Genomic DNA, 17,322 nt, shown 5'->3' on the forward strand with positions numbered 1-17,322 from the left:
GGTTGGGCGGGATGCCTCCGGTCTACCTGCCCTTCGGGGCATAGAGCGTGCGGGAGCGCTCGAGGTGTCTGATCATCGCCTGCTCGGCTTCGTCCGGATTGCCACTGCGGATACAATCTATGATTTCCTCGTGTTCCGTGAGGGTTACGTTCTCCCGGCCGGTCCAGATCAGCATTTCCGTATGATACTCTTTGAGCCAGCCGAGCATCGCCTCGCTGACGGCGGTGTATATCGGATTGCCGGAAATCTGCGCAATGCGGGTGTGGAACGCCATGTCCGCGGCGATGAAGGCATCGGAATCCTCGAGTGCCGCCTGCTGCCGCTTCAAGATTTCCTCCAGCGCCGCGATATCGCCGGCATCGGCTCGGCTTGCCGCCTCCCGTGCCATTCCGCGTTCGAAGAAGATGCGCGCGCTCTTCAGGTGTTCCAGCGAATCCGAGGAGGCCGCAAGCATGATCTTGGCGGCGGCATCCACCTGCCGAAGCAGCGACCGCGCCGTCGGCTGCAGCACCTTGGCACGCTCGCCATGCGAAATCTCGATCAGACCCATATTGGCAAGCGCCTGCATCGCCTCGCGAATGGCCGGGCGTCCCACCTGGAAGCGCTCCATCAGCATCCGCTCGGAAGGCATCTCGTCTCCCGGTTGCAGCTCGCCGGTTTCGATCAACGCCTTCAGCCGCGCAAATACCTCGTCGGAGAGTTTCCTGCGGATAATTGGCTCGGATTGCATGACCATGTGAACTCCAGCAGCTTGCGGCTCATTCTCTATAGGCAGGATTCTTCCGGCAGGCGAGATTTCTCTTGCCTAACTCAGATACTCATTATACCAGTTGCGCGAAAGACGCTACTGAATCCAATGTAAAGAGCGCTGCCCGTGCTACGCATCACCTACCGCATCGAGACCCCGGGAGATGTCGAATTCCTGGCGAAGAAGATCGCAAGCGACCAGTCGACCGGAACGTTCGTGCCGGTTCCGGGCGAAACCGAAGAGCTGAAGGCGCGGGTGGCCGCGCGCGTACTGGCTATCCGCCACCTCGAACCCGCCGATCGGGCCTCATGGCCGGACGAGGCGGGAAGCGCCACGCGCTTCAACCGCGCCGATGCGGAGATTGCCTTCCCGCTCGATGCGGTGGGAACGGATCTTTCCGCCTTGATGACCATTGCGATCGGCGGCGTCTATTCCATCAAGGGAATGACCGGCATCCGCATCGTGGATATGAAGCTGCCGCCGGAGTTCGCGGCTGCGCATCCGGGTCCGCAGTTCGGTGTCGTCGGCAGCCGGCGCCTGACCGGTGTCGAAGGCCGCCCGATCATCGGCACGATCGTCAAGCCGGCGCTGGGTTTGCGGCCAGAGGAAACCGCCGTACTCGTCGGCGAGCTGCTTTCCTCCGGGGTGGATTTCATCAAGGACGACGAGAAGTTGATGAGCCCGGCCTATTCGCCGCTGAGTGCGCGGATAGCAGCCATCATGCCGAGAATCCTCGACCACGAGCAGAAGACCGGCAAGAAGGTCATGTATGCCTTCGGCATATCCCATACCGATCCCGACGAGATGATGCGAAACCACGATCTGGTGGTCGCGGCCGGCGGCAATGCGGCGGTCGTCAACATCAATTCCGTCGGAATGGGCGGCGTCGCCTTCCTGCGCAAGCGCTCCGGCCTCGTGCTCCACGCCCATCGCAACGGCTGGGACATCCTCACGCGCCATGGCGGTTTGGGAATGGAGTTTTCGGTCTGGCAGCAGTTCTGGCGGCTCCTCGGGGTGGATCAGTTCCAGATCAACGGCATCCGCGTCAAATACTGGGAGCCTGACGAGAGCTTCGTGAAGTCCTTCGAGGCGGTGAGCACGCCGCTCTTTACCAAGGACGATTGTCCGCTGCCGGTCGTGGGGTCGGGCCAATGGGGCGGACAGGCGCCCGAGACCTATGCACGGACCGGGCACACGACCGATCTGCTCTATCTCTGCGGCGGCGGCATCGTCAGCCATCCGGGCGGACCCGGCGCCGGCGTCAGGGCCGTACGTCAGGCCTGGGAGGCGGCAGTCGCCGGGATCCCGCTGGCGGATTATGCCAGGGATCACCCCGAACTGGCGCAATCGCTCGAAAAATTCGCCGACGGCAAGGGCGCCTGACTTCAACGCGACCGGAGGTCCCGATGCACATTCCCCTGCTCAGCTACTACGGCGACGATCTGACCGGCTCGACCGACGTGATGGAGGCACTCTCCTCCCAGGGCGTCGAAACCGCGTTGTTTCTCAAGGTGCCCGAGCCTTCGCTCTTCGAGCGCTTCGCCCGTTGCCGCGCCTTTGGGCTCGCGGGCACCAGCCGCAGCCAGACGCCGGGCTGGATGGCGGAAAACCTTCCGCCGGCCTTTCTGTGGCTGAAGGCGCTGAAGGCGGAGATCGCCCATTACAAGGTCTGCTCGACCTTCGATTCGAGCCCCGGTGTCGGCAACATAGGCAAGGCGATCGAGATCGGACGGGATGTCTTCGGCGCCGCACCGGTACCGCTCGTCATCGGCGCACCGCAGATCCGTCGCTACACCGCCTTCGGCAATCTCTTCGCCGCCTTTCGCGGCGAAACCTATCGCATCGATCGCCATCCGGTGATGAGCAGGCATCCGGTAACCCCCATGAACGAGGCGGATATCCGCCTTCACCTTTCGCGTCAGACATCGCTCAGCGCGGCTCTTGTAGATCTCGTGCAACTCGCGTCGCCGGACGTGGACGCGTTCGCCGACAGGGCTCTCGCGGATCACCAACTCGTCCTTCTCGATGTCGCGGATGAGGGGAGCCAAGCCGTCGTCGGGCGGCAGCTCTGGCGGACGCGAACGGCCGAAGGGCAATTCGTCTGCGGCTCGTCCGGCATTGAATATGCACTCGTTCGCGAATGGCGTCGCCTTGGCCTGATCGGCGAAGCGCCGGCATTCGCGCCGCCTGGACCGGTCGACCGGATCGCGGTGGTTTCCGGCAGCGTCTCTCCGACGACGGAGCGGCAAATCCGTCATGCGATCCAGAACGGTTTCGACGGGATCGCGCTCGATGCAGTCGCACTCGCGGCGACGGATGCCGGCTCGGCACTCGAGGATGCCGTCGCGCGCGGGCTGGCCTCTCTGGAGAAGGGCCGGAGCGTTCTTCTCTACACCGCGCTCGGCCCCTCTGCCGATCGGGGCGATGCCATTCCTGTTGAGGATGGCTCGCGCCACCGGATCGGTGAACGGCTCGGATCGCTCCTGAGAGAGCTGGTGACGCGCGCCGGGCTCCGCCGCGCTGTCGTCGCCGGGGGAGATACGTCGAGCCACGCCCTTGGCCAGCTCTCTTTCGACGCGCTTACATTGCGGCTGCCGCTTCCGCAGTCGCCCGGCTCCCCCCTCTGCACCGCGCATAGCGCCGATCCCAGGGTGGACGGCATGGAGGTCGCTCTCAAGGGCGGTCAGGTCGGCCTCGACGACTATTTTTCGATGATCCGGGATGGACGGGCCTAAGGCGCTTCCGAGCAAGAGTGCGTAGCTCTGAAACCACTCTCATAGCAGCTTGTCGAGCGTTATCGGCAGATCGCGAATGCGTTTTCCAGTCGCGTGAAAGATGGCATTCGCAATTGCCGCCGCCGCGCCCGTTATGCCGATTTCACCGACCCCGTGTGCGCCGAGAGGCGTATGCTCGTCGGGAATGTCGTTGTAGATGATCTCGATATGCGGCACGTCGAGATGCACCGGGACATGATATTCGGCCAGTGACGGATTCATGATCCGCCCGCGGCGCGTGTCGAGCAGGGTTTCCTCGGCGAGAGCCATGCCGATCCCCATGACGATCCCGCCGCGAAGCTGGCTGACGGCCGTTTTCGGATTGAGGATCCGGCCGCAATCGAAGGAGCCGAGCCAGCGCGAGATCCGCACTTCGCCCGATTCATGATTGACGCGAGCTTCGCAGAATTGCGCGCCGTAGGAGGCCATGGAGTACTTCATCACCTCGAATGGCATTCCCGAAGTCTCTTCCACTTCAATGAAGTCACGGCCGGCGCGCTTCAGGATCGAGGCGTAGGTTTCGCCCCTGCTTTCCTCGCCGGACACGAAGAGCCCGCCGTCACGCGCCTCGATCTCTACGTTCGCGCCCGCCAACGGCGAGCCGTTACCCGCGAGTTTGACGAGTTCGCGATGGGCCTTTTCGACGGCCACCTGCACCGCTGCGGCAATGCTGCCGGTCTGGCTAGAGCCGCCGGCGATGATTGGCGAATCCGGCAGGTCGGAGTCTCCGTAGCGGAATGAAACCATCTCAAGTGGCAGGCCGAGACGGTCGGCTGCGTGCTGAATCTGCACCGTTGCCGTTCCCATGCCCATTTCGTTCGCCGCCGCTTGCACGACTGCACTGCCATCGGCGGAAATGCGAAGGCGAACTGCGGCGGGAAAGCGGAAGACTGGGTAATAGGCCGTCGCGACGCCTTGCCCGATCAGCCACTTTCCATCGCGCTGCGAACACGGTTCGGCCGGCCGCCCGCTCCAGCCGAACTTTTCCGCGCCGCGCCGAAAGGCCTCGACGAGATGACGGCTCGAAAATTCCGTGCCCTTCGTCGGATCTTTTTCGGGCTCGTTCAAGCGGCGAAGTTCGACCGGATCGATCTTCATCTCGTAGGCGAGTTCGTCGATGGCCGATTCCAAAGCGAAAGTGCCGATCGATTCCCCCGGCGCACGCATCCATGTGTTGGCGACGGTATCGAGATTGACGACCTTCTGACCGACGGACATTGTCCGCGAGGCGTAGAGATGCCGCGGGGTCAATGAAAATTGTTCGGGAAACTTGGCGTGGGTCGTCGTCGCGGTCACCCCGGTGTGAATGATCGCGGCGAATTTTCCATCCTCGTCGGCGCCGAGCGCAACGCGCTGTTCCGAAGGCGTGCGGCCGCCGATGAGGCGGAAAACCTCTTCGCGCGAGAGCGCCATCTTCACGGGGCGATTGGCTACTTTGGCCGCCGCCGCACAAAGCGCGGTGTGGTTCCACAAGGCGGCCTTGCCGCCGAAGCCGCCGCCGACGAAAGGCGCGATGACGCGAACGTTCTCCGCGTTGAGGCCGAATATGCCGGCGAGTGCATGCTTGCAGCCGTTTACGAATTGGGTCGAGTCGAAAACCGTCAGCCTGCCGTCTTCGTCCCAGGCGGCGATCGCCGCATGCGGCTCTATGGCGTTGTGGTTGTAGTGCGGTGTCCGATAGACGTTGTCGACCTTGAATGCCGCCGCCGCGAAAGCCTTCTCAGGGTTGCCGATCGCGAGTTCCGGATCTTCGCCCATGACGGCGGACGGCACGGTCGCTTCCGCCTTGAGATCCTCGAATGAGACGCGCGCTGTTTTCTCAACATATTCGACGCGCACGAGCGAAGCCGCATGCTCCGCCTGTTCCAGCGTTTCGGCAACGACAACCGCGACGGGCTGCCCATCCCAACTGATCTCGCCGTCCTGCAGGACAGCGAGGTCACTGGCCGCGAAGCCCTTGTCCATGTGCCTTACATCCATCAGCGGCGGCCGTTTCATCTTCGGTGCGTTTTGGGCGGTGACGGTGGCTATTACGCCTGGGCTCCTCTCGGCATCGGAGGCGTCGATCGTGGTAATCCGCCCCTTGGCGATCGTGCTGCAGACGGGAACGGCATAGGCCAGATTTTCGATCTCGAATTCCGCGGCGAAGCGCGCTTCACCTTTCACCTTCCGTTGCCCGTCGACGCGGCTGACGGGCGTGCCGAGGTAACCATGTTTGTGGAGGAGCGGGTCCGGCGCCTTGTCGGGCATGAACTGGACGACGGTTTCCATAAGCTTCTGCAGGACGCTCATCTTACCCTCCGGCCAACTCGCCCAACACGCCGACGATCGTGCGCTTCGCCAACTCGATTTTGAACTCGTTATGGGCGAGGCCTCTTGCCGGCGCGAGTTCGGCTTCCGCCGCCTGTCTGAAGCTCTCCGCGCCAGCGTTCGCTCCCGCCAGAACGCGCTCGGCTTCGGTAGCCCGCCACGGCTTGTGCGCTACGCCGCCGAGTGCCAGGCGGACGTTCCTGACCTTGCCGCTGTCGACCTCCAGAGCGGCAGCCACGCTGACCAGGGCAAAAGCATAGCTCGCGCGGTCCCGGACCTTCCTGTAGAGCGAGCGCCTGGCAAAGCCGAGCGGCGGGATCTCGATGCCGGTTATGAGTTCGCCGGGCTGCAGGTCGGTCTCCATATCGGGTGTATCCTCAGGCAAACGGTGGAACTCCTCGAAGGCAATCGTACGCGCGCCGCCGGGCCCGATGACGTTCACCTTCGCATCGAGAGCCGCCAGGGCGACGCACATATCGGACGGATGCGTGGCGATGCAGCTGTCCGAGGCTCCGAGGATCGCGTGCATGCGATTGAAGCCCCCGATCGCATCGCATCCCGCTCCCGGTGCACGCTTGTTGCAGCGCGCGGCGTGGTCGTAGAAATAGAGGCAACGCGTCCGTTGCATGAGGTTGCCCGCAACGGTCGCCATGTTGCGGATCTGGCCCGATGCCCCGAACACGATCGCCTGGGCTAGAAGCGGATAGCGGTCCCGCACCACCGGATGGCCGGCGACCGCCGTGTTCCTCACCGTAGCACCGATAACAAGGCCGCCGTCCGGCCGCTCCTCGATCCGGTCCAGGGGCAGCCCGGTCACATCGACCAGCGCGTCCGGCTGTTCGATGTTCTCGCGCATCAGATCGACGAGGTTCGTGCCGCCGCCGAGGAGCTTCGCATTCGGCGTCTTGGAGAGGAGCTTCACCGCGGCTTCCAGATCTGCTGCTCTCGCATAGGCGAAGCTCTTCATTTCGCCACCTCGCGGTCAAATGCGCTGTGGATCGCCTCGCAGATGCCGACATAAGCCCCGCAACGGCAGAGATTGCCGCTCATGCGTTCCTTGATCTCAGCGTCCGAGAACTCGATCCTGGCCGCGGCCATATCCCCGGTCACGGCGCTCGGCAAGCCGTTCTGAAACTCTTGGAACATTCCGATCGCCGAACAGATCTGCCCGGGCGTGCAATATCCGCATTGGAAACCGTCATGCTCTATGAATGCGACCTGAAGCCGGTGAAGCTCGCCGCTGGCAATGCCTTCGATCGTGGTGATCTCCCGGCCTTCGAGCTGAACCGCCAGCGACAGGCAGGACAGGACGCGCTGGCCGTCCACCAGAACCGTGCAGGCCCCGCAGGCGCCCTGGTTGCATCCCTTCTTGGGCCCGGTAAGGCTCAAATGTTCACGCAGAACGTCCAGCAGAGACGTGCGCGGGTCGATCGAAAGCGAATGGTCGACGCCGTTGATCTTCAGCAGGATCAGCGCTGAGCCGGCAGGCGGGATGGGTGCCGCCTTCGGCGTTCGGTCGGGAGATGGCATGGCGCACCCTCTCGATTTGCATCGGCCGCCGCATCTTGCGCCCGGAGCGGCGCAGGTCAGTCGCGCGCGGCGGCAGGGGTTGCCAGAACCCGGCAATCGGATGAATGTTCCGAAGATTATTCGCATGCGGCACGACCGCGGCCGGGCAGGGACAGCGATTGGCGAGATGATCTATTTCACGGGCGACACGCATTTCGGCGACCCGCGTGTGCTTCGCATCGACCGCCGTCCATTTTCCAACATGGCCGAGCATGATGCCGCCCTGATCGCCAATTGGAACGAAACCGTCTCGCCGCAGGACGAGGTCTGGCACCTTGGCGACTTCGCGGCAAAGAGAAACGGGCTTGCCGAAGATATTCTGTCCCGGCTGAACGGCCGCAAGCATCTGATCGTGGGCAACAACGATCCGAACGACACGACCGGGGCGGGCGGCTGGCACAGCGTGCAGCATTATGCGGAGCTGATGGTGGATGGGCGGCTGCTCGTCCTTTGCCATTATCCGTTCCGGACCTGGAACCAGATGGGGAAGAAGTCGATCAACCTGCACGGCCATTCCCACGGCAGGTTGAAGCCGATGCCACGGCAGTTCGATGTGGGGGTGGATGCGAGAGGCCTGCGTCCGGTCAGCCTGGTTGATATTCTCCCCCAATCCGCGCGGTAGAACATTTCTGCTTTACGCTGCGGGAACGTGCGGGCTCGATAGCTGTTCGATGTGAGGGCCTGCGTCGAATACGAGGTGCTTCAATGCAAGGAGACCTATTCGGAACCCGCCCGGCAATCTGCCTGAGGGCTTCCGCTACCAAGCGGGTATCGTTCCGCGGAAGCTCCAGGAGGCACTTCTGGAGGCACTGCCGGAACTTCCCTTCAAGCCTTTCGACTTTCACGGCTACGAGGGCAAGAGACGGGTGGTTTCATTCGGCTGGAAGTACGACTTCGACACCGAAACGGTCCGGAGGATCGATGCCATCCCCCCGCTGCTTCTGCCGCTCCGGCAACTGGCGGCCGACTTTGCCGGACTGCCGGCGGAGGGACTCCAGCAGGCACTGGTCACCGAATACGACGTCGGGGCCCCGATCGGTTGGCACAGGGACAAGGCTGTGTTCGGCGATGTCGTCGGGATATCGCTGCTCACTTCCTGCACATTCAGGCTGCGCCGAAAGCGGGCCGGCAGATGGGAGCGGACCTCGGTCATTCTCGAGCCGGGCTCGGCATATCTCCTCTCCGGCGCCGCGAGATCCGAATGGGAGCATTCCATCCCGCCCGTAGAGCGCCTGCGCTATTCGGTCACCTTCCGGGAGCTGCGTTCAGGGATTGGCGCCGGCGGCCGTGCGTGAATCTGTCGATCAGCCGGTCAACGTGCCCCAGGACGGATCCCATTCGACGTCCTCGACGAGCTCGACATAGATCGGGATCGAGCCTTCGCTGTGGCTCGCCGCCAGTCTGAAGGCCGACTCAGCCTCCATTTCTTCTCCGGGAAAGATGACGTCATCCTCGGAGGGGTCGGTGACCTTTCGCACATATCCCCGCACCGCATCGCCGGAGTGGTAGAGTTTCACGACCATGGCGCCCGGCACGGGCCTTACCGGAAGCCGCTGATAGACGGGCATCGAGACCTCCCTGGGTCGCGGCAAAGCTAATTCCGGCCATCGTTGGGCCTGGCCTTGTCGCCTTTCTTTTTCACCGTCGTCGCTATCTTGGCATCCGGCTCCTGGCCGTAATAGGTGCCCCCCAGATGGCCGCCGCCGCTCGTGTTCTCGGCCTGTTTTCGTGCGTCCTTCTGGGCCTGCTCGACATTGGTCTTGGTCATTTTCGGAACTCCTCTGATTGGCTGGCTGTGTAACCACAGGCGCGCGCATCTGTTCCGGGGTAGCGTTTACGTCGCGCAAACATCAAAGCCGCTCGGAACACATCGGCAATTGCGGCGTTTCCCGCCATCGGCGGAGATTCCCGATGCGAGCTTTGAGGGTGGCGATCGGCATCGCGGCAGTCATCCTTGTGGCTGCCGCTGCTTTCTTTTTATTCGCGTGGCGTTCGGAGATCCCCGAAGACACCACGGCCGCAGAGGCGCGCTTTGCAGCGGAGTTGGTCGCCAAGGGGGCCCAACTGGCGGCGCTCGGCAATTGCATCGCCTGCCACACCGTGCCTGGGAGACCGGCATTTGCCGGCGGCCTTGCATTGCCCACCCCCTTCGGCACGATCTACTCCACCAACATCACCCCTGATCGCGAAACAGGCATCGGCGGCTGGAGCGAGGCGGCATTCGAGCGCGCCATGAGGGAAGGTGTCGACCGGGAGGGAAGCCATCTCTATCCGGCGTTTCCCTATGAGCACTTCACGCGTGTATCGGCAGACGACAATCGCGCCCTCTACGCTTTCCTCATGACGCGTGTTGCGGTGAAAGCCGAGGCGCCGGAAAACGACCTTCCGTTTCCCCTGAAGTTCCGGCCTCTGCTTGCCGGCTGGAAGCTCCTTTTCCTCGACAGCGGCGAGCGGGAGCCGGATCCCGGCCAGAGCGATGCCTGGAACCGCGGGCGCTATCTTGCCGAGGGCCTCGGCCACTGTGGCGCGTGCCATACGCCCCGCAATCCATTCGGCGCCGAAGACCGCGACCGGCACTTCGGCGGCGGCGAAGCGGAAGGCTGGCAGGCCTATGCGATCAACACGGAGTCGAAGGCGCCGATCCCCTGGGACGAGCAGGATCTCGCCTTCTATCTTCGCAATGGCTGGCACGAATTCCACGGCGTTTCGCGCGGACCCATGGCCGAGGTGACCGGCAATCTCGCCTTCCTGCCGGACAGCGATATCGCGGCGATCGCCACCTATGTCAGATCGATCATGGGCGCCCCGACGCCGGAACGCGAGCAAAGGGCGGCGCAGTTGCGCGAGGCTTTTGAAGGGCAACGCCCGGAGCAGACGGCGGATAGCCAGCGTTCACCGGTCAGTGCGTCAGGCAGCCAGCCTGGCGAGGCGATCTATCTTGCCGCCTGCGCAAGCTGTCACGAGGGCGGGCGGCGCCAGCCCTTCGGGGGGCTGAATTTCGAACTCAGCACCGCCGTCAATGCGCCGGACCCGCAAAACATCGTCAACGTGGTGCTGTTCGGCCTTCCGCCGGCCGATGGAGAAGCGAGCGCAGTGATGCCGGCTTTCCGGCATCTGCTCAACGATCACCAGGTGGCCGATCTCCTTGCCTACATGCGCGAGCGGTTCTCTGAGGAGCCACCCTGGGCGGGGCTCGTCGAGCAGACGGCCAGAACCCGTTCCGGGACCTACAAGGTGGCAGTCCGGCCCTCTGACGGCATTGAAAGGGCGCCGCACCATGTCGGCGCCGAGGAGGATTGAAGATGATATCGCTGACGGTCAACGGCAGCCCGCATCAGATCGACGCAGACCCCACGACGCCGCTGCTTTACGTGCTGCGCGACGAGCTGGCGCTCAACGGGGCCAAATACGGCTGCGGACTTGGGCAGTGCGGCTCCTGCACCGTCGTCGTCGATGGCGAGGCGGTGCTTTCCTGCATGGTACCGATCATGCTGCTGGAAGGGCGGGAGGTCACCACCATCGAGGGCCTGGGAACGATCGACGAGCCGGGGCCGCTGCAGGAGGCGTTCATCGAGCTGCAGGCGGCGCAATGCGGCTATTGCATTCCGGGCATGATGATGAGCGCGCATGCGCTTTTGCGCCGTAACGCGCAGCCGAGCGAAGAGGAAATCCGCGAGGCGCTGGCGACCAATCTTTGTCGTTGCGGCACCCATATGCGGATTCTCGCGGCGATCCGGCGCGCCGGCGAACTGATGCAGGCCGCCTCGTTGCCTGCCACTGACCAGGGGAGGGCCGGCTGATGGGCATTCTTCAGGAAGAAATCACCCGCCGCAGCGTCATCGCAGGTGCCGGCGGGCTTGTCGTCGGTTTCTCGCTCGGCCGCTCATTTGCCCAGGAGCTTCCGCCGGCAATGCCGCCGGCTCCGCCAGTGTCCCTGCCGGGCAGCCTTGACGACGAGCGCTTCCTCGATTCATGGATCCGCATCGATCCCGACAATTCGGTCACGGTCTTCACCGGCAAGGCGGAACTCGGGCAGGGCATTCGAACGGCCCTGTTGCAGGTTGCCGCCGAGGAGCTCGAAGTCGACCCCGCGGAGATCCGGCTGATAACGGCCGACACCGGCCGAACCCCCAATGAAGGGTTCACGGCCGGCAGCCAGTCGATGCAAAACAGCGGTACCGCCATCAGGAACGCTGCAGCCCAGGTGCGGGCCCTGCTTCTCGCCGAAGCTGCCAGGCGCTTCGGCATGGCGGCGACGGAACTCAAGGCGGAAAACAAGGCGGTGCTGGCAAAAGACGGACGGCTGGCGACCTACGGCGAGCTCGTTTCCGGACAGATGCTGCACGTGGAAGCTCAACCGCAATCGGCCTTGAAGCCGCCTGGTACTTTCCGCGTGATCGGCAAAACACTGCCGCGCGTCGACATCCCGGGTAAGGTGACGGGCCAGCCGGCCTATGTTCATGATCTTCGCCTGAAAGGCATGCTGCATGCGCGCGTCGTACGCCCGCCGAGCTCCGCTGCCAGGCTTGCGGAGGTGGATGCGAGCGCCGCCGAGGCGCTGCCGGGCGTCGTCTCGGTCGTGCGCGACGGCAATTTCCTGGCGGTGGTGGCCTCGAAAGAGTTCCAGGCGGTGAACGCCATGCGGACGCTGGCGGCGGCCGCGCAGTGGCAGGAAAGCGAGACGCTCCCCGACCAGACCGACCTGCCGGCGGAACTGCAGAGGCTCGAGAGCGAGGTGGGGACGGTCGCCGAGGCCGGCATGCTTTCGTCTGATGGCAAGATATTCGAGGCGACGTTTAGATTAGCCGGCCCTATCAGATCCACGGCTCGATCGGTCCGTCCTGCGCCGTCGCGCAGATGAAGGCGGACGGGTCACTGGACGTGTGGTCGCACACGCAGGGTGTCTTTCCCGATCGGGCGGCGATCGCCGAGATGCTGGCCATGCCGGAGGACAAGGTTCACGTCATCCATATGGAAGGGTCGGGCTGTTACGGCCACAATGGAGCCGATGACGCGGCTGCGGATGCGGCCCTCATCGCCAGCAAGCTGCGGGGCAAGCCGATCCGGGTCCAGTGGATGCGGGAGCAGGAGCACAGCTGGGAGCCCTATGGTCCTGCAATGCTCATGAAGATCAGCGCCGCACTGGACGATCAGGGCAGGATCGCCAGCTGGGCCTATGACCTCTGGAGCAATACCCACTCCACCCGCCCGGGCGGCGCCGGTGCGCTCCTCGCGGCGCGCCACAAGGCCGAAGCCTTTCAGCCGAAGCCTGCCAAGCTCAATATCAGCCCGTCGGGCAACGGCGACCGAAATGCCGATCCGCTCTATGTGATCCCGAACAAGCGCGTGCTCTGGCATTTCCTGGCCGACATGCCGCTTCGCGTATCGGCGCTTCGCGCGCTTGGGGCCTATGCCAATGTCTTCGCCATCGAAAGCACGATCGATGAGCTGGCGCTGATCGCCGAAGCAGATCCGGTCGAATTCCGGCTACGCCACATGGAGGACCCGCGAGCCCGTGCCGTGATCGAGCTGGCCGCGGAGCGGTTCGGCTGGGACAAGGCGCAGATGCCCCGCAACCGCGGACGCGGCTTCGGCTTCGCCCGCTACAAGAACCTTGCCGCCTATCTGGCGGTGGCGATGGAGGTGGATGTCGAGCCCGAAACGGGCCGTGTTCATGTGATCCGCGCCGTTTCCGCCATCGACAGCGGCGAGATCGTCAACCCGGACGGTATCCGCAATCAGACCGAAGGCGGAATTTTGCAGTCGATCAGCTGGACGCTCTATGAGGCCGTGGCCTTCGACCGGACCAGGATCACCAGCACCGATTGGTCGAGCTATCCGATCCTGCGCTTCGCAAGTGTCCCGGAAAGCGTGGAGGTCCATATCGTCGAGCGTCCCGGGGAACCTTTCCTCGGCACCGGGGAAGCGGCCCAGGGCCCGGCCGCCGCAGCCGTCGCCAACGCGATCAGGGATGCGACCGGCAAGCGCCTTTACGATCTGCCTTTTACCAGGGATCGGATACGAAGCGCCGTCGGGCGCGCGTGAAGCGGCAGGTCCTCACCACGGCGAGCAGGAAAGTCACGCCCGTTCGTCACGCAGGGCGTTGACGATCTCGAGCGTCACGGGCGGTGCGTCCGGACGAGGCGACAGGAGAGGAATTCCATTACGCTCGCCGCCGCTGCGCGGCCGGCGCAGAGAACGCCTCGCCAGTTCGGAAATTACCTCGCCGACGCTCCGCTGCTGTTGGGTCGCCATTGCCTTTGCGGCGATCAGGACATCGTCGTCAATAGCCAAGGTCGTTCTCATGTTCGCCTCATCGCGCATCAATCATCACGCATCATTAAGCAAGAGGTCGGCATTCTCAAGGTGGAATAGTGAAGGATGATCCCGTCATTGACCCGCTCTTTGCCGGTCGAAATCACATTCTCCAATCGGTGGGAGAACCGCGGGGGGCTCCGATTCAAATCGGGTCAACCCGCCTTCGAGTTTACCATTCGAGTATCGGCCGCGTGATCATGAGCCAGAAGATCGCGAGGACGGCGCCGAAGGCCGGGAAGCCGAAGGCGAACCACAGGCGGAAGAGTTGATGATAACGCTTCGGCAGCGGCTCGCCGGCCTTGCTTGCCGTTTCGGCGAGCCGGCGCATTTCCATCTGCATCCACACGACCGGCAGCCAGAATGCGCCTGTGACCACGTAGAGGAGAAGCGAAAGCAGGATCCATCCTTCCGCGAGTGAATAGCCGACGTTCCATGCAAGGGCGATCCCCGTGACGGGCTGCAACACCACGGCGGTGGCGGTGAAAAGAAAATCGGCGATGACGACGATGCGGGCCACGGCCGCAACCGTTTCCGTGCGGCCGGTCCGATGCGCCAGGAGCATGAAGAATGCGATCCCGGCGCCCGTGCCGAGGAGGACGGAGGCGCCGATGATGTGCAGGAACTTCAGAACGAAGTACAGCATCAACGCTCCTCCAGGATAGCAAGGGCAGCGAGATGCAGCACCAGGATGGGCCAGATCTTCAGAAGCGGTCCAAGCGGCTCGTTCCACAATTCCGGGAGCAGGGCCGTGCCGGCGATCGCATAGAAAAGCGAGAGGCCGACCGCGCCATAAAGGCCGATGCGGCTTGTGCGGCGAACCGCGATTGCCATACCGATCAGGATGTCGGCGAGGGCTCCGGCGATGACGCTCGGCCCCGCAAGAACGCCGGCGCCTCCCCGTTCCATCAGATCAACGCCGATTTCATACCCCGATGTGAGCGAGATGACGCCCGTCGTGATCCAGAAGAGCGGGAGGACGACGAAGATGACGGGCTTGAGCAGATAGAGCTTGGCGAACCAGCGCTCCTGGACTGAAACCGGCGTTCTCGCCAGCGCGTCTGCGAGCGCCATCGGTTCTATCCCGGTTTTCTCAACCCATGCCCTGTTGTCGCCGACGGCGCCGCGCCCGATCTCTTTTTGCGCGGTGCTGCGGGTCGGCGGTCGCCAGCCCAGAGCCCCGGCGATGTCGCTGAGCTTGTAGGTGAGATTCGCGAGCGGGGTTGGCATGTTTACGACGCGAGCAGCGGGCCATCCGAACCAGCGCCTGTAGGTGCCCACCACGTCCTTGAACGACAGGGCCTCAGGTCCCGCAACCTCGAGAGTGAGCCGCGAAGGAGCATTCGGGTTGACGAACATCTCGACCGTGCGCACCACGTCCTCGAGGCGCACGACCTGAAGCAATCCGGTATTCGGCATGACCGGCAGCCAGGGCAGTGCGGCGAGGCCCCTGAAAAGCGCGCTTGCGCCGTAGGCTCCAGGGCCGAGCACGACGGAGGGGCGCAGGATGACCCAGTCGAGATCGCATGCCATTAGCGCTTCGTCGCCCTGAAGCTTGGTGCGCGAAAAGGGCGAGGGCTGGGCCCTGTCGACCCCCATTGCCGAGAAGTGGATGACGCGGCGCACGCCCGCCTGCTCGCAGGCCTTGAAGAGCGAGGCGGGACCGCGGGCATGGACTGCCGTCGTATCCTCCCCCGGACCGTCCTGGAGCGTTCCCGCGCAGTTTACTACGGCGTCGATGCCTGAGAGATGCGGCAGCCAGTCTTCAGGGCCGACGGACCGAAGGTCGAGTTCTAGGGCTTTGCCGGCCGTGTGGGAGCTTGGTGCCGAGCCGGGCCGGACCACGCGGACGATCTCGCTTCCACGGCCATGGAGCCCTGCGCACACGGCCGAGCCGATCAGGCCGGAGGCGCCGACCACAAGTACTCTCGTCATTCGTCCTCACAATCTTTCCGGACGGGCCGCCATTCGCACTCGCCCTACGTCCGACGCCAAACAACTGCGGCAAGGAAGATGTTCCTTTTGACTTGACCTCCGTTTTTTATGCGGCACTCTCCCGCTGAAAGAGTCTTAAGACCCTCTCCGCGAGGGCTCTCGACAATCGCCGGCTCTACTCTATTTGGATCGAGGCGGTGCTGGATGTGAAAAGGCGGCTATAGCACTTTGATTTGCTGCTGTTTTTGTCTTCGAATCAGTCGGGATTCAAGGAAAGACGCAGTGGAGAGGAAACGAGTCGTTTGCTTGACATCGGGAGTGTCGGCGAACGTCTCGGGTGTGGTTGAGTACAAGGGAGGAGAATATTATGCGGTTGATTTCCATTTCCACAACGATTGCATTCGGCTTCGCTTTTCAGGCGCAGGCCGCCACGGAACTGCAGTGGTGGCACGCAATGACGGGTGCCAATAACGAAATGATCGAGGAACTCACCAAGGAGTTCAACGAGAGCCAGAGCACCTACAAGGTGGTGCCTGTCTTCAAGGGCACCTATCCCGAGACACTGAATGCCGGCATCGCGGCTTTCCGGTCGAAGCAGCCGCCGGCGATCATTCAGGTGTTCGATGCCGGCAGCGGCACGATGATGGCCGCCGAGGGCGCGATCGTGCCGGCAGCGGAGATCCTCCAGAAGGGCGGCTTCACCTTCGACAAATCGCAGTATCTGCCCGGGATCGTCGCCTATTATTCGAAGCCGGACGGAACGATGCTGTCCTTTCCGTACAACTCCTCCTCGCCCATCCTTTATTACAACAAGGACGCTTTTCAGAAGGCGGGCTTGAACGTCGACAACCCGCCGAAGACCTGGCCGGAAGTCTTCGAAGCGGCGAAGAAGATCAAGACGAGCGGTGCGGCGCCTTGCGGAATGACGTCGACCTGGCTGACGTGGATCCAGACGGAGAACTTCGCCGCCTGGAACAACGTGCCCTACGGAACCAATGAAAACGGCCTCGGCGGAACCGACGTGAAGCTGCAGATCAACGCGCCGCTTTACGTGGAACATTTCCAGGCGATTGCGGATCTCGCCAAGGACGGCGCCTTCCGCTATGGCGGGCGCACCTCGGAGGCAAAGCAGCTCTTCACCTCAGGCGAATGTGCCATCCTGACCGAGTCTTCTGGCGGTCTCGGCGACATCGCCAAGAGCGGCGTGAACTACGGCATCGGCCAGTTGCCCTATTACGAGGGCCACGGCCCGCAGAACACGATCCCCGGCGGAGCGAGCCTCTGGGTATTCGCCGGCAAGTCGGACGAGGAATACAAGGGCGTAGCGGAGTTCTTCAACTTCCTTTCCCAGACCGAGATTCAAGCCAAGCTGCACCAGATCTCGGGCTATATGCCGGTCACGATGGCCGCCTACGAGGAAACGAAGAAGTCGGGCTTCTACGAGAAGAACCCCGGGCGCGAAACGCCGCTCCTGCAGATGATGGGCAAGGCGCCGACCGAAAACTCGAAGGGCGTCCGGCTGGTCAACCTGCCCCAGGTTAGGGACATCCTCAACGAGGAGTTCGAAGCGATGCTGTCAGGGCAACAGGATGCCAAGACGGCGCTCGACAAGGCGGTCGAACGCGGCGACGCCGCAATCGCAGCAGCAATCAGCAATTGATCGAGGCAGGT

The 17,322-nt window shown here is 63.4% G+C and carries 15 protein-coding genes and 2 pseudogenes; 8 read left to right on the forward strand and 9 right to left on the reverse strand.

Translation table 11 applies throughout. From position 1 onward, the window contains the following. Positions 1-22: 22 nt before the first annotated feature. Positions 23-736, reverse strand: coding sequence for a transcriptional regulator NanR (locus JOH52_RS24445; RefSeq protein ID WP_014527496.1), 714 nt, complete (start codon positions 734-736; stop codon positions 23-25). A gap of 138 nt (positions 737-874) precedes the next feature. On the opposite strand from JOH52_RS24445, the gene oiaX reads away from it, so the two are divergent. Both oiaX and JOH52_RS24455 read left to right on the forward strand, forming a co-directional pair. After that, a complete protein-coding gene (oiaX, locus tag JOH52_RS24450; protein WP_010975267.1) occupies positions 875-2,131 on the forward strand; it encodes a 3-oxo-isoapionate-4-phosphate decarboxylase OiaX in 1,257 nt (418 codons plus the stop codon). A 23-nt stretch (positions 2,132-2,154) separates the two neighbouring features. After that, complete coding sequence (locus JOH52_RS24455) at positions 2,155-3,483, forward strand: four-carbon acid sugar kinase family protein (protein ID WP_014530741.1); 1,329 nt, start codon at positions 2,155-2,157, stop codon at positions 3,481-3,483. Between the two features lie 39 nt (positions 3,484-3,522). Here JOH52_RS24455 and JOH52_RS24460 read toward each other — a convergent pair whose 3' ends face one another. From JOH52_RS24460 to JOH52_RS24470, 3 genes are read right to left on the reverse strand one after another with little or no spacing between them, the layout of a single operon-like run. Then, on the reverse strand, positions 3,523-5,814 hold the full coding sequence (locus JOH52_RS24460) for a xanthine dehydrogenase family protein molybdopterin-binding subunit (RefSeq protein ID WP_014530740.1): 2,292 nt from the start codon (positions 5,812-5,814) through the stop codon (positions 3,523-3,525). Position 5,815: 1 nt separating this feature from the next. Further along, positions 5,816-6,799, reverse strand: a complete 984-nt coding sequence (locus JOH52_RS24465; protein WP_014530739.1) for an FAD binding domain-containing protein — start codon at positions 6,797-6,799, stop codon at positions 5,816-5,818. Beyond that, positions 6,796-7,362, reverse strand: coding sequence for a (2Fe-2S)-binding protein (locus tag JOH52_RS24470; protein ID WP_014527493.1), 567 nt, complete (start codon positions 7,360-7,362; stop codon positions 6,796-6,798). Before JOH52_RS24470 ends, JOH52_RS24465 begins: the two co-directional genes overlap by 4 nt. Between JOH52_RS24470 and JOH52_RS24475 the strand changes: the two genes are divergently transcribed. Both JOH52_RS24475 and JOH52_RS24480 read left to right on the forward strand, forming a co-directional pair. Beyond that, entirely contained in the window at positions 7,361-8,023 is a 663-nt protein-coding gene (locus tag JOH52_RS24475; RefSeq protein ID WP_014530738.1) for a metallophosphoesterase family protein, read from the forward strand. The genes JOH52_RS24470 and JOH52_RS24475 overlap by 2 nt on opposite strands. Before the next feature lie 83 nt (positions 8,024-8,106). Beyond that, positions 8,107-8,696 (forward strand): annotated as a pseudogene (locus JOH52_RS24480) (alpha-ketoglutarate-dependent dioxygenase AlkB). A 9-nt stretch (positions 8,697-8,705) separates the two neighbouring features. Here the strand turns inward: JOH52_RS24480 and JOH52_RS24485 are convergent. Both JOH52_RS24485 and JOH52_RS24490 read right to left on the reverse strand, forming a co-directional pair. Then, positions 8,706-8,969, reverse strand: coding sequence for a hypothetical protein (locus tag JOH52_RS24485; protein ID WP_010975274.1), 264 nt, complete (start codon positions 8,967-8,969; stop codon positions 8,706-8,708). Between the two features lie 26 nt (positions 8,970-8,995). Next, on the reverse strand, positions 8,996-9,169 hold the full coding sequence (locus JOH52_RS24490; RefSeq protein ID WP_014530736.1) for a hypothetical protein: 174 nt from the start codon (positions 9,167-9,169) through the stop codon (positions 8,996-8,998). 143 nt (positions 9,170-9,312) lie between these two features. Here JOH52_RS24490 and JOH52_RS24495 point away from each other — a divergent pair, with 143 nt between their 5' ends. From JOH52_RS24495 to JOH52_RS24505, 3 genes and pseudogenes are all read left to right on the forward strand, one after another. Further along, complete coding sequence (locus tag JOH52_RS24495) at positions 9,313-10,701, forward strand: c-type cytochrome (RefSeq protein WP_014530735.1); 1,389 nt, start codon at positions 9,313-9,315, stop codon at positions 10,699-10,701. A gap of 2 nt (positions 10,702-10,703) precedes the next feature. After that, entirely contained in the window at positions 10,704-11,201 is a 498-nt protein-coding gene (locus JOH52_RS24500) for a (2Fe-2S)-binding protein (protein WP_014530734.1), read from the forward strand. Beyond that, positions 11,201-13,446 (forward strand): annotated as a pseudogene (locus JOH52_RS24505) (xanthine dehydrogenase family protein molybdopterin-binding subunit). Before JOH52_RS24500 ends, JOH52_RS24505 begins: the two are co-directional and overlap by 1 nt. A gap of 33 nt (positions 13,447-13,479) precedes the next feature. On the opposite strand, the gene JOH52_RS24510 reads toward JOH52_RS24505, so the two are convergent. The 3 genes from JOH52_RS24510 to JOH52_RS24520 form a co-directional block, all read right to left on the reverse strand. Continuing rightward, positions 13,480-13,707 (reverse strand): hypothetical protein, encoded by a 228-nt coding sequence (locus JOH52_RS24510; protein ID WP_014530732.1) that lies wholly within the window; start codon positions 13,705-13,707, stop codon positions 13,480-13,482. 181 nt (positions 13,708-13,888) lie between these two features. Continuing rightward, positions 13,889-14,362 carry a DUF2269 family protein gene (locus JOH52_RS24515; RefSeq protein ID WP_015008545.1) on the reverse strand — a complete coding sequence of 158 codons (474 nt, stop codon included), beginning with the start codon at positions 14,360-14,362 and terminating at the stop codon, positions 13,889-13,891. Then, positions 14,362-15,651, reverse strand: a complete 1,290-nt coding sequence (locus tag JOH52_RS24520) for an SDR family oxidoreductase (protein ID WP_014530730.1) — start codon at positions 15,649-15,651, stop codon at positions 14,362-14,364. Before JOH52_RS24520 ends, JOH52_RS24515 begins: the two co-directional genes overlap by 1 nt. Positions 15,652-16,018: 367 nt before the next feature. On the opposite strand from JOH52_RS24520, the gene ugpB reads away from it, so the two are divergent. Beyond that, a complete protein-coding gene (gene ugpB / locus JOH52_RS24525) occupies positions 16,019-17,311 on the forward strand; it encodes a sn-glycerol-3-phosphate ABC transporter substrate-binding protein UgpB (protein ID WP_014530729.1) in 1,293 nt (430 codons plus the stop codon). Positions 17,312-17,322 lie beyond the last annotated feature (11 nt).

Source organism: Sinorhizobium meliloti (genome assembly GCF_017876815.1).
In the GTDB taxonomy this organism is placed as follows: domain Bacteria; phylum Pseudomonadota; class Alphaproteobacteria; order Rhizobiales; family Rhizobiaceae; genus Sinorhizobium; species Sinorhizobium meliloti.

Bases quoted from the DNA above. Each gene is read 5' to 3' on its own strand.
- JOH52_RS24520 (WP_014530730.1), bottom strand. From the start codon at position 15,651: ATGACGAGAGTACTTGTGGTCGGCGCCTCCGGCCTGATCGGCTCGGCC.
- JOH52_RS24465 (WP_014530739.1), bottom strand. From the start codon at position 6,799: ATGAAGAGCTTCGCCTATGCGAGAGCAGCAGATCTGGAAGCCGCGGTG.
- ugpB (WP_014530729.1), top strand. From the start codon at position 16,019: ATGCGGTTGATTTCCATTTCCACAACGATTGCATTCGGCTTCGCTTTT.
- JOH52_RS24485 (WP_010975274.1), bottom strand. From the start codon at position 8,969: ATGCCCGTCTATCAGCGGCTTCCGGTAAGGCCCGTGCCGGGCGCCATG.
- JOH52_RS24475 (WP_014530738.1), top strand. From the start codon at position 7,361: ATGGCGCACCCTCTCGATTTGCATCGGCCGCCGCATCTTGCGCCCGGA.
- JOH52_RS24455 (WP_014530741.1), top strand. From the start codon at position 2,155: ATGCACATTCCCCTGCTCAGCTACTACGGCGACGATCTGACCGGCTCG.
- JOH52_RS24510 (WP_014530732.1), bottom strand. From the start codon at position 13,707: ATGAGAACGACCTTGGCTATTGACGACGATGTCCTGATCGCCGCAAAG.
- JOH52_RS24470 (WP_014527493.1), bottom strand. From the start codon at position 7,362: ATGCCATCTCCCGACCGAACGCCGAAGGCGGCACCCATCCCGCCTGCC.
- JOH52_RS24460 (WP_014530740.1), bottom strand. From the start codon at position 5,814: ATGAGCGTCCTGCAGAAGCTTATGGAAACCGTCGTCCAGTTCATGCCC.
- JOH52_RS24500 (WP_014530734.1), top strand. From the start codon at position 10,704: ATGATATCGCTGACGGTCAACGGCAGCCCGCATCAGATCGACGCAGAC.
- JOH52_RS24515 (WP_015008545.1), bottom strand. From the start codon at position 14,362: ATGCTGTACTTCGTTCTGAAGTTCCTGCACATCATCGGCGCCTCCGTC.
- JOH52_RS24445 (WP_014527496.1), bottom strand. From the start codon at position 736: ATGGTCATGCAATCCGAGCCAATTATCCGCAGGAAACTCTCCGACGAG.
- JOH52_RS24490 (WP_014530736.1), bottom strand. From the start codon at position 9,169: ATGACCAAGACCAATGTCGAGCAGGCCCAGAAGGACGCACGAAAACAG.
- JOH52_RS24495 (WP_014530735.1), top strand. From the start codon at position 9,313: ATGCGAGCTTTGAGGGTGGCGATCGGCATCGCGGCAGTCATCCTTGTG.